Below are 15,224 nucleotides of genomic sequence, written 5' to 3' on the forward strand. Positions count from 1 at the left end.
GAGCCGTGACCCCTCTGTCCCGGTTAGCGGTCCAGCTCCTTGTGGGCGGTTTCCGGGAGTTTCAGATATACCGCCGATGACGTCAGGCAGAGCGCGGCCACGTACCAGGGGAACAGGCCCGGGTTGCCCAGCTCCTTGAACAGGGTGCCCATGTACGGGGCCGTGCCGCCGAACAGTGCGACGGTGAGGGAGTACGGGAAGCCGATCCCCGCGGCCCGGACGTGGGCGGGGAAGATCTCCGCGTTCACGGCCGCCGAGATCGACGTGAAGCCGGTGAGCAGTACCATGCCCGCGCACTGCACCAGCAGGAGCGAGGCGAACGAGCCGTTCAGGGAACGCAGCAGCGGCACGCTCAGGACGGCGAAGCCGAGTCCGAAGAAGAGCAGGAGCGGCCGGCGGCCGAAGCGGTCGGAGAGCAGTCCGCCGATCGGTTGCAGCAGTGCGAAGAACGCGAGCGAGAGCGTGCCGGACAGGAGCGCCTGGCTCTTGCTGATGTCGGTGTTCAGCTCGGCGTACGTCGGAAGGTACGACGTCCACGTGTAATACGCGATCGTGCCGCCGGCGGTGATGCCGCAGATCAGCAGGGACTGCCGCGGATACGTGCGCAGGGCGTCGAACAGCCGGGGGCGTTCGGCGTCGTCACGCGGCGCCTCATGGGTCTCGTACGCGCCCTGCCTGATCCAGAAGCCGACCAGGCTGAGCACCGCGCCGATGACGAACGGCAGCCGCCAGCCCCAGCCGTCCATCTGCCCGTCCGAGAGCACGCTCACGAGCAGCGCCGCGACGCCGGAAGCGGCGAGCTGGCCCGCGCTCGTCGACACGTACTGGAAGCTGGAGAACAGGCCACGCCTGCCGGGCCCCGCGGACTCGACGAGGAAGGTCGTCGACGCCGCGAACTCGCCGCCCACGGACAGGCCTTGGAGCAGCCGCGCCAGGACCAGGACGACCGGGGCGAGCACCCCGGCCGACGCGTACGTCGGCGTCAGGCCGACCAGCAGACTGCTGCCGCCCATCAGCAGGATCGTGACGGTCAGGGCGGCACGCCTGCCGCGTCGGTCGGCGACCGCGCCCATGAGCAGACCGCCGACCGGCCGCATGAAGAAACCGACAGCGAAGACGGCGAACGTGGAGAGCAGCGGGACGAGGGAGTTGCCCGAGCCCTTGGGAAAGACCTGATCGGCGATGTACGTGGCGAGGAACGTGTACGCGTACCAGTCGTACCACTCCACGGCGTTGCCCACCGACGCGGCGAGCAGCTGCCGTATGGGACGGCGGGACGGGGCGGGGAGGGCGGCGGACCCGGGTCCGTGCCGGTGTTGCTGTGTCATGATCGCGACCATCCCCCGCCCGGCCCCTCCGCACACGTCCAGCGGGCCGGCTCAGCCCGTCGTCGGCTTGTACGAGTAGACCGACGTCGTCACCAGGCACGGCACCGGCGGTACGACCTCGGCGCGCAGCGTGCGGCGCTCGGAGTCGTAGTCGACACCCTCCGTCTCGAACGTGCCGCTGCAGATGCTCCGTTGCGGTACGGCGAACAGGCTCGTGACCTTGCCCGTGACGGGCTTGCCGTCGAGCTCGTGCGCCAGGTCCACCTGGAGGACGGGCCGGTCCTCGGGCCACAGCTCCTTCGACGCGTCGTTGGACGCGCACACCAGACGGGTCCCGGAGACGAAGTCGCAGCCCTGGATGTCACGGACCGGCTTGTCGAGCGAGATCTGACCGGCCTGGGGGAGCGCCCCACCGGCGGGCGGGGTCGAGGAGTTGAGGAGCGGCGCGGGGAAGACCTGGAGGCGGTCCTGGTCGCCCCACTCGCCCGACACCAGCCACTGGTTGTCGGGGGACACGGCCGCGAAGGAGTTGTTGAGTTTCTCGCCCGCGTCGAGCTGGTGCTCGTAGAGGTAACGCTTGCCGCCGGGCGTCGTGACGGCGAACATCTTCGACTTGGCGTCGTCGCCGCCCTGATAGGCGTCGACGGTGTGGCCGGCGGCTATGTCCGGGTCGCCGACGTGGCTCCAGCCCTTGACCCGCAGGTCGAGCGGGATCGAGGCGAGGCCCCGGTAGAGCAGGCTGCCGTCGGCGCGGCTCGCCAGGCCCTGGCTGCCGGTGAGGGAGTTGACGGACGAGACGCCGGTCTCCTGCCAGCCGCCGGGGGATCTGGGGGCGGTGTCGGCAGAAGCGCCGCCACCGGTCGCCATCGTGAGCGCGAAGGCGCCGAGCAGGGCCGCGGATGCCTTCGCGGACGTCTTGAGGAGTGTCATCGGTGCGCTACCTCCGTGGGGGGTCGATCGCTGCCGGGCAATCGTACGTAACGTGACCTCTGTCGACGGGTGAGTTCTGACAGGTCGACAGATGTGCGTGCGCCGGTTCCGACAGAAGGTGGTTGAGACGTGAAGCTGGTCATTCTCGGTGGCGGCGGATTCCGCGTTCCGCTCGTGTACGGCGCGCTCCTCGGCGACCGCGCCGAAGGCCGGGTCACGGAGGTCGTGCTGCACGACCTGGACGCGGGGCGGCTCGGCGCGGTCGCCCGTGTGCTGGCCGAGCAGGCGTCGGGGGTACCGGACGCCCCCACCGTCACGGCGACCACCGACCTGGACGAGGCGCTGCGGGGCGCGGACTTCGTGTTCTCCGCGATCCGGGTCGGGGGCCTGGAGGGGCGAGCGGCCGACGAGCGGGTAGCCCTCGCGCAGGGAGTTCTCGGGCAGGAGACGGTCGGCGCGGGCGGTATCGCGTACGGCCTGCGGACCGTGCCCGTCGCCGTCGACATCGCACGGCGCGTGCGGCAGCTGGCCCCGGACGCGTGGGTCATCAACTTCACCAACCCCGCGGGCCTGGTCACCGAGGCGATGTCCCGGCACATCGGAGACCGCGTCATCGGCATCTGCGACTCACCGGTGGGCCTGGGCCGCCGCGTGGCGCGCATCCTGGGCGCCAACCCCGACGAGGCGTTCATCGACTACGTCGGCCTCAACCACCTGGGCTGGCTACGGGGCCTGCGGATCGCGGGCCGCGACGAGCTGCCGCGACTGCTCGGCGACGCGGAGCTGCTGGGCTCGTTCGAGGAGGGCCGGCTGTTCGGCGCCGACTGGCTCAAGGCGCTCGGATCCATCCCGAACGAGTACTTGCACTACTACTACTTCAACCGCGAGGCGGTACACGCCTATCAGGAGGCGGAGCAGACACGAGGAGCGTTCTTGCGTGACCAACAGGTACGCTTCTACGAGGAGTTGGGACGCCCGGGGACCACTTCCTCCGCACTGAAGGCGTGGGACGCGACACGTGCGGAACGCGAGGCGACGTACATGGCCGAGAACAGGGAGGCCGCGGGTGTCGGGGAACGTGCGGCGGAGGACCTCGAATCCGGCGGGTACGAGAAGGTCGCCCTCGCCCTGATGCGGGCCATCGCACGGGACGAGCGGACGACGCTGATCCTCAACGTCCGCAATCGCACCACGCTTTCGGCACTGGACGCCGACGCGGTGATCGAGGTCCCGTGCTCTGTGGACGCCAACGGCGCGCACCCCATGGCGGTGGACCCGCTGCCGGGTCACGCGACGGGGCTCGTGTGCGCGGTGAAAGCGGTCGAAAGAGAGATCCTCTCCGCGGCGGAGAGTGGCTCCCGCGCCACGGCGGTCAAGGCGTTCGCGCTGCACCCGCTGGTGGATTCCGTGGCGGTGGCACGGAGGTTGATGGAGGGGTACGGGGAGGCGCATCCGGGGCTGGGGTACTTGGGCTGAGGGAGCCCCCGGGCTGAGATGATCACCGGATGAGCCCCGTCATCTCCATCGGATCCGCCGCCGCCCGCCCCTGCACACTGGTCGTGTGCCGAGGCTGCTGCTGCGGCGACGCACGGAAGCATCCCGGTACCGACCATGCCTGGCAGCTGGCTCGGATGCGGGCCGCCGCCGCGGAGTCGGCGGGGCGGTTCGCGGTCCGTACGAGTGAGTGTCTCGGGCCGTGCGGGCAGGCGAACATCATCGTCGTACAGCCCTCGCCCGAAGGGCGCAGGCGAGGTGGCAGAGCCGTCTGGATCGGCTTCGCCCTGGACGACGACTCGATCGACGAGATAGTCGCGTGGGCCGAGGCGGGCGGCCCGGGGATCGCCGCGCCGTCACCGGCGCTCACGCTGCAGGTGGTGGACCCCCGCAAAACCTGAGGGGGCCGCCGGTCAGGCCGTCGCCGCCGAGCCCTCGAGAACCTTGTCGAGGAAGCCGTGCAGGTTTGCCACCGTGCGGGCGTTCTGCTCCTCCAGGGTGAGGCTCTCCTCGAAGCGGCGGGCCAGCGCCGTGGTCTTCTTCCCCCTGACGTAGAGGGAGCAGGCGAGGTCGGCGCAGATGTAGATGCCGACCGAGTTGCCCTGCCGGCCCGCGGGGCCGGCGAGGGGTGCCACGAGCAGCGTGATGCCCGAACCGGACTGCGGGGTCACGCAGACCGAGCAGATGCTGGACTTCAGCAGGCTCCTGCGGGCCCCTGCCGATGCGCGCAGCGCGACGCCCACGTACGCGCCGTCCCGCTCCGTCACGATGTACCCGCGGTCCGGGGCCTTGGGGTCCCGCCAGCCGAGGAAGTCCAGGTCGGACCAGGGGGTGTCCGGGAAGCCCGCGGGGAGCGTGAGTCTGCGGGCCTCGCCCTTGGAGCAGTTGACGAAGGCCGCGCGAATCTCTTTCTCACCAATGGGTTCCATGATCGGCAACCTACCAACGCCCCCACGGTCAAGTCCTCCCCTTTTCCCCCCACAGCCACGGGCCCCGCACCGAAGCCCTCCTCCCGCCAACCGGCCTGGTCACCCCGCATCCACCAGCACAAGAACGGGCCTCTCCCACCCACCCGCCCGATCACCCCGCATCCACCAGTGCGAGAACAAACCTTTCCCACCCACCCGCCCGATTGCCCTGCGGCGGGCGGCCGGGGGCTGGGGACACCACCCTGCCCCGACACACCACCCGACCCAAGGCGACGGCCCCCGACATCCGCAGTCGGCAGCGAGACGCGAGGGGACGTGCCGGTATGTCTGCCCGGAGCACGGTTCGCGGCGCTCCCTCGCCGAAGTAGCAAGTCGGCCACCGGACGATAGCGAGGACGGACATACCGGCGCGGCCCCGCACCCACACACGGACCAGAACCGCCCGCGCCATCCCACCGCTTCGACCATGCCGACGACCTGGTCCCCCACGCACCAACCCCCACGCACCACCCGCAAAAACTGAACACCCCACAAAGTTTTCCCCGCACGAGCCTTGACCTTCACTGTTCAACCAATCAAGACTCAGGCCCCGTAACACCGCACTGGCGCGGACGACCCATTCAAAGCTTGGCGTCGCCGACCAGTTCGGCACGCCCAGAGCTGCGTTCAGAGCCCCGTTCGGAGGCCATCCCGCCATGCCTGCCACCACACGTCGTCAACTTATGAAGCAACTGGGCGGCACCGCAGCCGCCTTCGCCTTCGTCGCCGCCGCAGGTGGCTCCGAAGCAGCCGCGACCGCACCAGCCGCCTCCTCCCCAGGCGCCGCCGCCCCACGCACCGCCACCTCCCCGGACGCGGCCGCCGCCACGCGCCGCGTCCGGGGGCTCATCGCCCGCCTCACCCTCGACGAGAAGATCAGCCTCGTCCACGGCGCCACCGACCCGCGAAGACTGGGTCAGGCCGGATACCTGCCGGGCGTCAAGCGCCTCGGCATACCGGAGCTGCGCCTGAGCGACGGCCCCGCCGGCGTGAACGTCACGAAGTCCGCGACCGGCCTCCCGCCGGTCGCCACACTCGGCTGCTCCTTCAACCTCGAACTCGCCCGTGAGTACGGCGAGGTGATGGGCCGCGAGGGCCGCACCCTCGACATGGACGTCCTGCTCGCCCCGCAGATCGAGCTCTCCCGCACGCCCTACTTCAGCCGCAACAAGGACCAGTCCGGCGAGGACCCCTACCTCAACGGCCTGATCGGCGCCGCCCAGGTGGAGGGCGTCCAGGCGCAGGGCATGCTTGCCCAGGCCAAGCACTTCCTCGCCAACAACCAGCGCCTGCACGAGTTCGACCGCGAGAAGCCGGAGAACTCGTACGACTTCGTCGTCGACGACCGCACCCTGCACGAGCTGTACCTGCCCGCCTTCGAGGCCGTCGTCCGCGCCGGAGTCGCCTCCGTCATGTCGGCGTACAACCACCTCAACGGCGAGTGGAACTCCGAACAGCGCACGACCCTCACCGACATCCTCCGCGGCGAGCTCGGCTTCAAGGGCTTCGTCACCTCGGACTGGGGCGCCACCCACTCCACGGCCGCGCTCGAAGCGGGCCAGGACATGCAGATGTGGGACGGCTCGTTCTACGGGGAGCCCCTCAAGAAGGCCATCAAGGACGGCTCCATCCCCGAGGCGGCCCTGGACACCGCCGTCTCCCGCATCCTCGGCCAGTACGACACCTTCGGCATGCTCGACGGCAGCCGCGTACCCGCCCGCAGGAACATCGACGTCAGGGCCGGAGCCCGCGTCGCCCGCGAAGTCGCCACGCAGGGCGCGGTGCTGCTCGCCAACGACGGCGGACTCCCGCTCTCGCACACCGCGTTGCGCGACCTCGCCCTCATCGGCCCGACCGCGGGCCAAGTCGCCACATCGGTCTCGGGCGAGCGCGCGTACGGCTTCGAGGACCGCCTGATCAGCCCGCTCGACGCGCTGCGCCGCAGTACCAAGCGGAAGATCGCCTACGAGGTCGGCGTCGACCTCACGGGCACGGCAGTCCCCGCGTCCGCGTTCCCCAAGGGCCTGACGCGCAAGAGCAGCGGCGGCGCGAACAGGACCGACAGCAAGGTGGACTTCGTCGGCGACAAGGCCCTCCCCGTCGGCACGACAGCCGAGTGGACCGGCACCTTCGTGCCGCCCGCCACGGGCGAGTACGCGCTCAAGATCCAGGGCTGGGGCGCGGCCGTCTCGCTGACCCTCGACGGCAAGGAGCTGACGACCGCGGCGGGCGCCCGCGACAGCTTCGCGCGCAAGTGGTCCTCGATCGTCCCGACGACGGACGGCCTCGACAACGGCCAGGCGGACCCCGTCGAGCTCACCGGCGGCAAGTCCTACCAGGTCGTCGTCAAGGCCACCGGCTGGGCGGCGACCATCGCCGAACGCGGCCCGGTCCAGGTGCGGTTGGCCTGGGTGACACCGCAGCAGCGCGCAGCTTCGATCGCCGCCGCGGCGAGGCTGGCCCGGCGCGTCCACACCCCGGTCGTCTTCGCCTTCAACGGCTCGGGCGGATCGGTGGGCGGCAGCGGCGACTTCACCACGCTCACGCTCCCCGCCCACCAGGACGAGCTGATCGCGGCGGTCGCCGAGGCCAACCCGCGCACGGTCGTCGTCCTCACCACCGGCTGCCCGGCGACGATGCCCTGGCGCCGCGATGTCGGCACGATCCTGCACACCGGTTACGTCGGCCAGGAGGGCGGCTGGTCCACCGCAGACCTCCTCACCGGCCGCGCCAACCCGGGCGGCAAGGCCACCATGACCTGGCCGAAGAAGGACACGGACCACCCCACCCTGGACCCGGCCCACCCCGAGCGCTACTACGGCGTCGACGGAGTGGTCACGTACAGCGAGGGCATCTTCACCGGCTACCGAGGCTTCGACAAGGCGGACATCGAGCCCCTCTTCCCCTTCGGACACGGCCTGTCCTACACGGAGTTCGGCTACCGCGACCTGTCCGTGCGCAGGGCGGGCGAGGGCTACGAGGTGTCGTTCACGGTGTCCAACCGGGGGCGGCGCAAGGGCGCGGAAGTCCCACAGGTCTACGTGGGCGCGCCGCGCGGTGCCGACGTCGAGATGGCGGTGAGGACTCTGGCCGCCTTCGACCGCGTCGAGCTGCGCGCGGGGGAGTCGCGCCGGATCAGGGTGCGGGTCGCCGAGCGGCAGTTGTCGTACTGGGACACGGACCGCGGCCGATGGGTACGCCCCGAGGGGCGGCGCGCGGTGTACGTAGGGTCGTCGTCGCGCGACATCCGGCTGACGGGGGTGGCGCGCTAAGGGGGACGCGCAAGGGGTGCCGCGCTAGGGGCGACACGCACGGGTGCCGCGCTAGGCGGACGAGGGCCCGCCTGCCGGTTCACCGCACCCGAGCCCGTTGCCGTCCACGGTGAGGGCTCGGGTGAGCCGGTCCAGGTGGGCTCGGTACAACCCGACGAAGTCCAGGCGTCCTTCGGCGATGGCCCACTGGACCTGGAGCCCGTCGGACACGGCGAGGATCTCCCGGGCAACGCCCTCCGGGTCGGTCCCGGGTTTCAACTGCCCCGCGTCGACCGAGCGTTGCAGCACGGTGGCGAGGGAGCGCGCGACGCGTTCGTACCGCTCGGTGAAGTAGACGTGTGCCGGGTGCGAGGGATCGCCGGCCTCCGCGGACAGCTTGGTGTGGAGCTGGATGAGCCCTGGCTGGGTGAGGTTGTACGCGGCCAGCGCGAGCACCTCCTCGAACAGCGCACGCACGTCATCGCCGCCGGAAACGGGCCCGAGCCGTCCGAAGGTGCGGATGGTGCGCTCCTCGCGGGCTTCGAGCACGGCCATCAGGAGCCGCTGCTTCGACCCGAAGTGATGGGTGATGACGGTGGCCGACGTGCCCGCCTCCTCGGCGATCTTCGCGAGGGAGGAGTTCAGATAGCCCGCCTTGGCGAAGAACGCGAGAGCCGCGTCGATGATGGCCGCCCGGCGGGAGTCGGCGGCGGCGTACTGCCCGGTGGGGCGGTGTCGGGGGGTGTGCTGCTCCATGGGGGCAGATTACGTTCCCCCGCCCGCCGGACCTCGGCATCTCACGCCCCAGCCCGCACCTCAACCCACACCCTCACACCTCAACCCACACCTCTCACGTCAACCCGCACCTCACACCCCAACCCTCACCTCAGCCCCCGGTACAACGCCCCCACCAGGTGCACGCTCCGTAGATCCTCCCCCGAGGTCCCGCCGCCCATCCGGTTCATCACGTACGCGTACGAGACGCGGTTCTCGGGATCGGCGAACGCGTACGACCCGCCCGCGCCCCCATGCCCGAAGGCCCGCGGATTGGGTCCGGCCTGCCCGTACAGGTTCAGCATGTAGCCGAGGCCCCAGTCCCACTTCTCACCCCACGCCGTGCCCGCCGCGAGCACCAGGTCCGGCTCGTCGCGCTCACCCTGCCGCGTCCGGAGCCGCTCCAGGGCCGCGGGGCTCACCAACTCCCCACCCCCCAGCGCCGCGTACACCGTCGCGAGACCCTGGGCTGACGCATGGCCGTTGGCAGCGGGGATCTCGGCGGACCGGTAGGCCGCGCGGTTCACGTTGCCGACGGGCAGGTACCGCAGGGCGAGCGTGACGACGGCCATCGGGTGGTCGTCGATCGACGTGACCGGCGGCGCGGGCGGCGGAGCGGAGCCGAGCGCGCTGCGCGGACCGTCCGAGGCGAGCGGCTTCGCCATGTCCGCGCACCGGCCGTGCTCGCTCTCCGGAGTGCCCACGTACACATCCGCGCCCAGCGGCCCCGTGACCTCGCTGCGCAGAAACGTACCGAGGGAGACCCCGGTGATCCGCCGGACGACCTCACCGACCAGATAGCCGTACGTCAGCGCGTGGTAACCCTGCGCCGAACCCGGCTTCCACCACGGCGGCGTCGCGGCAAGGGCCCCGCACACCTTCTCCCAGTCGAGGAGATCCTCCGACGTCATGGGCTCGCGCGGCGCGATCACCCCGGAGCGGTGGCTCAGCAGCCAGCGCACCGGGATGTCCGCCTTGCCCTCCTGGGCGAACTCCGGCCAGTAGCGTGCGACCGGCGCGTCCAGATCGAGCTCGCCCCGGTCGGTGAGGAGATGCGCGCACAGCGCTGTCATGCCCTTGGTCGTGGAGTACACGTTCACCAGCGTGTCGCGCTCCCACGCGCGCGTGCCCGCCTTGTCCGCGTCGCCTCCCCACAGGTCGACGACGAACTCGCCGTCCACGGTGGCCGCGACGGCCGCGCCGAGGTCGCCGCGTTCGGCGAAGTTGCGCTCGAACTCCTCGCGTACGCTCTCGAGGCCCGGGGCGCAGGTGCCGTGGATGTGTGCGGTCATGACTCTCCTCGATCGCTCGAAGCGCCGGCCCGGCATGAGACAGCAGGAGACAACATGAGACACGAGGAGACAAAAAGAAAGGCAAGGAGGTGTTCCCACTCCTTGCCACTCTTAATTTATAGCGTAGTGGGGGGCTTGCGGCAAGGCCCCGGTGATGCCGCACAATCGCAGGCCTATCCCCAGGACCTGCGAAAACGGGAGATTCATTAAGTGCCTGCGTTGCTGTCTGCGTTCGACCTTCCTGCCCACCTCGCCCCCAAGGCCGACCCGGCGCTGATCGCCAGGGACGAGCGGCACTTCGCGTCCGTCGCACAGACCCTGGAGCAGACCCTCGCCGAGGTGTCCGAGCGCCTCGACGCACAGCGCAGGGCGCCCGGCGGCATCGGCCGTGAGGCGATGGACCGGGACCTGGAGATCCACCGCCTGTCCGGTCGTCTGCGCACCCTGAGCCGCTTCGGCCTCGACCTGTGCCTCGGACACATCGTGACCGCGGACGACCCCGAGCCCGTGTACATCGGCAGGCTCGGCCTCACCGACAGCGAGGGCCGTCGGCTGCTCCTCGACTGGCGCGCGCCCGCGGCCGAGCCGTTCTTCGCGGCCACCCACGCCGACCCGATGGGCCTGGTGAGCCGCCGCAGATACCGCTGGACCGACGGCCGGATCAGCGACTACTGGGACGAGGTGTTCACCGCCGACGGGCTCGAAGGGCACGCGGCGCTCGACGACCAGTCCGCGTTCATCGCCAGCCTGGGCAGCAACCGCTCGTCCCGGATGCGCGACGTGCTCGCCACCATCCAGTCCGACCAGGACGCCATCATCCGGGCGAGCTCCCGTGGCGCGCTCGTCGTCGACGGCGGTCCCGGCACGGGCAAGACCGTCGTCGCCCTGCACCGCTCCGCCTACCTCCTCTACTCCGACCCCCGTCTCGGGCACAGCCGGGGCGGCGTCCTGTTCGTCGGCCCGCACCGGCCCTACCTCAACTACGTCGCCGACGTCCTGCCCAGCCTCGGTGAGGAGGGTGTGCAGACCTGCGTCCTGGAGGACCTCGTCACCGAGGGAGCCAAGGCGGAGCCCGAGGCCGACCCGGAGGTCGCCCGCCTGAAGTCGTCCGCGGACATGGTGAAGGCGATCGAGAAGGCCGTCAGGTTCTACGAGGAGCCGCCCACCAAGGGCATGACGGTCTCGACCGACTGGGCCGACGTCCGGCTCACCGCCGACGACTGGGCCGAGGCGTTCGACGCGGCGGGCCGCGGCACCCCGCACAACGAGGCGCGCGAGCAGATCTGGGAGGAGCTCGTCGCGATCCTCCTCGACAAGCTCGACGGCGACGTCCCCGGCGAGCTCTTCGAGAGGTCGCTGCGGCACGACGAGGAGCTGGTCACCACCCTGCACCAGGCGTGGCCGCTGCTCGAAGCGGCGGACCTCGTCGGGGACCTGTGGTCGAACTCCGCCTACCTGCGGATGAGCGCGCCCTGGCTCGACCGGGACGAGGTGCGCACCCTGATGCGCAAGGAGGCGCCCCAGGCCTGGACGGTCTGCGATCTGCCGCTCCTGGACGCGGCGCGACAGCGGCTCGGCGACCCGGAGGCGGCCCGGCAGAAGCGCCGGCACGAGGCCATCCTCGCCGCCCAGCGCGAACAGATGGCGCAGGTCGTCGACAACCTCATCGACGCCGCGTCGGCCTCCGGCGCCGACGGTGACGACGGCGAGGGCCTGGTGACGATGTTGCGCGGTCAGGACGCCCAGGTCAGCCTGGTCGACGAGTCCGAGCTGCCGCCCGCCGACCCGGACCGCCTGGCGGGACCGTTCGCGCACGTCGTCGTGGACGAGGCCCAGGAGCTGACCGACGCGCAGTGGCAGATGCTGCTGCTGCGCTGCCCGTCCCGGAGCTTCACCATCGTCGGCGACCGCGCGCAGGCCCGGCACGGGTTCACGGAGTCGTGGCAGGAACGCCTCGAGCGGATCGGCCTCGACCGTACCGAAGTGGCGTCCCTGAGCGTCAACTACCGGACGCCGGAGGAGGTCATGGCGGAGGCCGAGCCGGTCATCCGGGCCGCGCTCCCGGACGCCAACGTGCCGACCTCCATCCGCAGCAGCGGCATCCCCGTCGTGCACGGCTCGGTGACGGAACTCGACTCGGTCCTGGACGGCTGGCTCGCCGCCAACGCCGACGGGATCGCCTGTGTCATCGGCGATCCCGCCTTCGAGGCGACGTCCCGTGTCCGGTCGCTGACCCCTGAGCTCTCGAAGGGACTCGAGTTCGACCTGGTCGTCCTCGTCGACCCGGAGAACTTCGGCGAGGGCATCGAGGGAGCGGTCGACCGCTATGTGGCGATGACCCGGGCGACCCAGCAGCTCGTCGTCCTCACGAGCTGACCGGGCTGCCCCAGGGCACCCGGCGTCAGAGCCAGCTGCCGTAGCGCCGGATGTACCGGCCCTTCACCACCTGGGTGAGCGTGCAGTACGCGAGCAGCGTCCCGATCAGCCACGGGAAGTAGCTCATCGGCAGCGGCCGCATCGACAGGGCCGAAGCCAGCGGCGAGAACGGCAGCCAGAGGCCGAAGGCCATCACCGCGCCCGTCATGAGCAGCACCGGCAGTGACGCGCGGGACTGGACGAACGGGATCCTGCGCGTGCGGATCATGTGCACGATCAGCGTCTGCGACAGCAGACCCTCCACGAACCAGCCCGTCTGGAAGAGGGTCTGCTGCGCGGGCGAGTTCGCCTGGAAGACGTACCACATCACCAGGAACGTGGTGATGTCGAAGACCGAGCTGATCGGACCGACCCGGATCATGAACCGGCCGATGCCCTTCGCGTCCCAGGTGCGGGGCTTGCGCAGGTACTCCTTGTCCATCCGGTCCCAGGGGATCGACAGCTGGCTGATGTCGTAGCAGAGGTTCTGCACCAGGAGGTGGATGGCGAGCATCGGCTGGAAGGGGAGGAACGCCGATGCGACCAGGACGGAGAAGACGTTCCCGAAGTTCGACGACGCCGTCATCTTGATGTACTTGATGGTGTTGCCGAACGTCTGACGGCCCATCAACACACCCTGTTCCAGGACCATCAGGTCCTTCTCCAGGAGGATGATGTCCGCGGACTCCTTGGCGATGTCGACGGCCGTGTCGACCGAGACACCCACATCCGCTTCGCGCAGCGCCGCCGCGTCGTTGATGCCGTCGCCGAGGAATCCGACCGTGTGCCCGTCGGCCTTCAGGGCCCGTACGATCCGCGCCTTCTGGACCGGGTTGACCCTCGCGAACACCGTGGTCGTACGGGCGAGACGGCGCAGCTCCGCGTCGTCGACCAGGTCGACCGTGGCGCCCGTGATGAGCTCGCTGACGTCGAGGCCGACGTCCGCGCAGACCCGTGCGGCGACGAGTTCGTTGTCGCCGGTGACGACCTTGACGGCGACGCCGTTCCCGGCGAGCGCGCGCAGGGCGTCGGCGGCATCCTGCTTCGGCGGGTCGAGGAACGCGAGGAACCCGACGAGGGTCAGGTCCGACTCGTCAGCCGTCGTGTAGGTGTCGCGGGCGGCGGGCACGGCGCGCGTCGCGACCGCGAGGACACGCAGCCCCTCACGGTTGTGGCGCGCGCTGACCTGCGTGACGTGGGCGCGCAGAGCAGCGGTGAGCTCGACGCGCTCCCCGCCGTCCATGACGTGCCGGCACCGTTCGACGACCTCTTCCACCGCGCCTTTGGTGACGATGACGTGCTCGTCGGCGGGGCCCGACAGCTCCTCGCGGCGCAGCACGACGGACATCCGTCGCCGGGCGAAGTCGAAGGGGATCTCGTCGACCATCGTGAAGAGCCGGTCGACGACAACCTCCTCGGCCTCGTCGATGCGGTCGATGACCGCCTGATCCATGAGGTTGCGCAGACCCGTCTGGAAGTGCGCGTTGAGGTAGGCGTACTCGAGCACCTCGCGGTCCTCGTGTCCGCGGGCGTCGAGATAGCGGTCGAGGACGATGCGGTCCTCGGTGAGCGTGCCCGTCTTGTCGGTGCACAGCACGGCCATCGCGCCCAGGTTCTGGATCGCGTTGAGCTGCTTGACGACGACCTTGTGCTTCGACATCGCGACCGCGCCGCGCGCCAGGTTCGCCGAGACCACCATCGGCAGCATCTCGGGGGTGAGCCCGACCGCCACGGAGACCGAGAACAGCAGCGCCTGGTCCCAGTCGCCCTTGGTGAAGCCGTTGACCGCGAAGACGACCGGGACCATCACCAGCATGAAGCGGATGAGCAGGAAGCTGACCCGCCGTACGCCGAGGTCGAAGGCGGTCTGCGGGCGGTCGCCGGCCAGGGCTCCCGCCATGGAGCCGAAGTAGGTGTCGGCGCCCGTGGCGACGGCCACGCCGGTCGCCGTGCCCGAGGTCACCGACGTACCCATCAGGCAGAGGTTGTCGGCCTCGACGGGGTCGACGGTGGTGCGCTGCCCGAGATCCGGGGCGCGCGTGTCCGCCTTGGCCGCCGGGAGCGACTCGCCCGACAGGGCGGCCTGGCTGACCATCAGGTCCTTGGCGGTGAGCAGCCGCAGGTCGGCCGGGACCATGTCACCCGCGGCGAGCTTCACGAGGTCGCCGGGTACGACCTGCTCCATCGGGATCTCTTCGGTGCCGGGGCGCTCGCTCCACCGGCGCTGGACCGCGCAGGAGGTGGTGACCAGGGCCTTGAGCGCCTGGGCGGAGCGGGTCGAGCGGAACTCCTGCCAGAACCGCAGCAGGCCGCTGATCAGCACCATCGAGGTGAGGATCCAGACGCCGGGGTCGGCCGGGTCCTGCCAGTACATGACCGCGGCGAGCACGACCAGTACGCCGATGAAGGGGTTGCGGAAGGACTTGGCGAGCTGCGCCGTCCAGTGCGGCGCACGCTCCTGGGCGACGACGTTCTCGCCGTGCCGCTCCAGGCGCTCCAGGACCTGGTCCTGGCGCAGGCCGCGGGTGCCCGCGCCGAGGCCGCGCAGGACGTCTCGGGCGGGGCTCGCGCTCAACTCGGCGAGGCGGACGCCGACTTCACGGGTCCGGGCGTCGAGCTCCGCGGCCTTGCGCTCGCGGGGTGTGGTGCGGGTGGGGTTCTCGCCCGGGGGTGCCGGGCGTACCTGGGGAATCAGCTTGTTCATGGCAGACCTCCCTCCGTGCGGGGGGCATGGCGAAGCACGCCCGTGCACAGGGACGTAGATGTGATGGG

The 15,224-nt window shown here is 70.5% G+C and carries 10 protein-coding genes; 4 read left to right on the plus strand and 6 right to left on the minus strand.

What is annotated here, in order from left to right; all coding sequences use genetic code 11:
• Window positions 1–23: 23 nt before the first annotated feature.
• Window positions 24–1,340: an MFS transporter gene (locus ACIBCK_RS17875; protein WP_399391216.1), complete on the minus strand. Its 1,317-nt coding sequence runs from the start codon at window positions 1,338–1,340 to the stop codon at window positions 24–26.
• Between the two features lie 39 nt (window positions 1,341–1,379).
• Complete coding sequence (locus ACIBCK_RS17880) at window positions 1,380–2,258, minus strand: hypothetical protein (RefSeq protein ID WP_399391218.1); 879 nt, start codon at window positions 2,256–2,258, stop codon at window positions 1,380–1,382.
• Window positions 2,259–2,387: 129 nt separating this feature from the next.
• Between ACIBCK_RS17880 and ACIBCK_RS17885 the strand changes: the two genes are divergently transcribed.
• Window positions 2,388–3,734: a 6-phospho-beta-glucosidase gene (locus ACIBCK_RS17885; RefSeq protein WP_399391220.1), complete on the plus strand. Its 1,347-nt coding sequence runs from the start codon at window positions 2,388–2,390 to the stop codon at window positions 3,732–3,734.
• Between the two features lie 29 nt (window positions 3,735–3,763).
• The gene (locus ACIBCK_RS17890) at window positions 3,764–4,153 is read left to right on the plus strand and encodes a (2Fe-2S) ferredoxin domain-containing protein (protein WP_399391222.1); all 390 of its coding nucleotides are present in this window, start codon (window positions 3,764–3,766) and stop codon (window positions 4,151–4,153) included.
• 12 nt (window positions 4,154–4,165) lie between these two features.
• Here ACIBCK_RS17890 and ACIBCK_RS17895 read toward each other — a convergent pair whose 3' ends face one another.
• Complete coding sequence (locus tag ACIBCK_RS17895; protein ID WP_399391223.1) at window positions 4,166–4,681, minus strand: FBP domain-containing protein; 516 nt, start codon at window positions 4,679–4,681, stop codon at window positions 4,166–4,168.
• 695 nt (window positions 4,682–5,376) lie between these two features.
• Between ACIBCK_RS17895 and ACIBCK_RS17900 the strand changes: the two genes are divergently transcribed.
• On the plus strand, window positions 5,377–7,992 hold the full coding sequence (locus ACIBCK_RS17900; protein WP_399391224.1) for a glycoside hydrolase family 3 protein: 2,616 nt from the start codon (window positions 5,377–5,379) through the stop codon (window positions 7,990–7,992).
• 51 nt (window positions 7,993–8,043) lie between these two features.
• Here the strand turns inward: ACIBCK_RS17900 and ACIBCK_RS17905 are convergent, their stop codons facing one another.
• Window positions 8,044–8,727 carry a TetR/AcrR family transcriptional regulator gene (locus tag ACIBCK_RS17905; protein WP_399391226.1) on the minus strand — a complete coding sequence of 228 codons (684 nt, stop codon included), beginning with the start codon at window positions 8,725–8,727 and terminating at the stop codon, window positions 8,044–8,046.
• A 125-nt stretch (window positions 8,728–8,852) separates the two neighbouring features.
• Window positions 8,853–10,037: a serine hydrolase domain-containing protein gene (locus tag ACIBCK_RS17910; protein ID WP_399391227.1), complete on the minus strand. Its 1,185-nt coding sequence runs from the start codon at window positions 10,035–10,037 to the stop codon at window positions 8,853–8,855.
• Between the two features lie 210 nt (window positions 10,038–10,247).
• Between ACIBCK_RS17910 and helR the strand changes: the two genes are divergently transcribed.
• On the plus strand, window positions 10,248–12,413 hold the full coding sequence (gene helR / locus ACIBCK_RS17915) for an RNA polymerase recycling motor ATPase HelR (protein WP_399391228.1): 2,166 nt from the start codon (window positions 10,248–10,250) through the stop codon (window positions 12,411–12,413).
• Between the two features lie 25 nt (window positions 12,414–12,438).
• Here helR and mgtA read toward each other — a convergent pair whose 3' ends face one another.
• Window positions 12,439–15,156: a magnesium-translocating P-type ATPase gene (gene mgtA, locus ACIBCK_RS17920; RefSeq protein ID WP_399391230.1), complete on the minus strand. Its 2,718-nt coding sequence runs from the start codon at window positions 15,154–15,156 to the stop codon at window positions 12,439–12,441.
• Window positions 15,157–15,224 lie beyond the last annotated feature (68 nt).

Source organism: Streptomyces sp. NPDC051218, assembly GCF_044455475.1.
Taxonomy (GTDB): domain Bacteria; phylum Actinomycetota; class Actinomycetes; order Streptomycetales; family Streptomycetaceae; genus Streptomyces.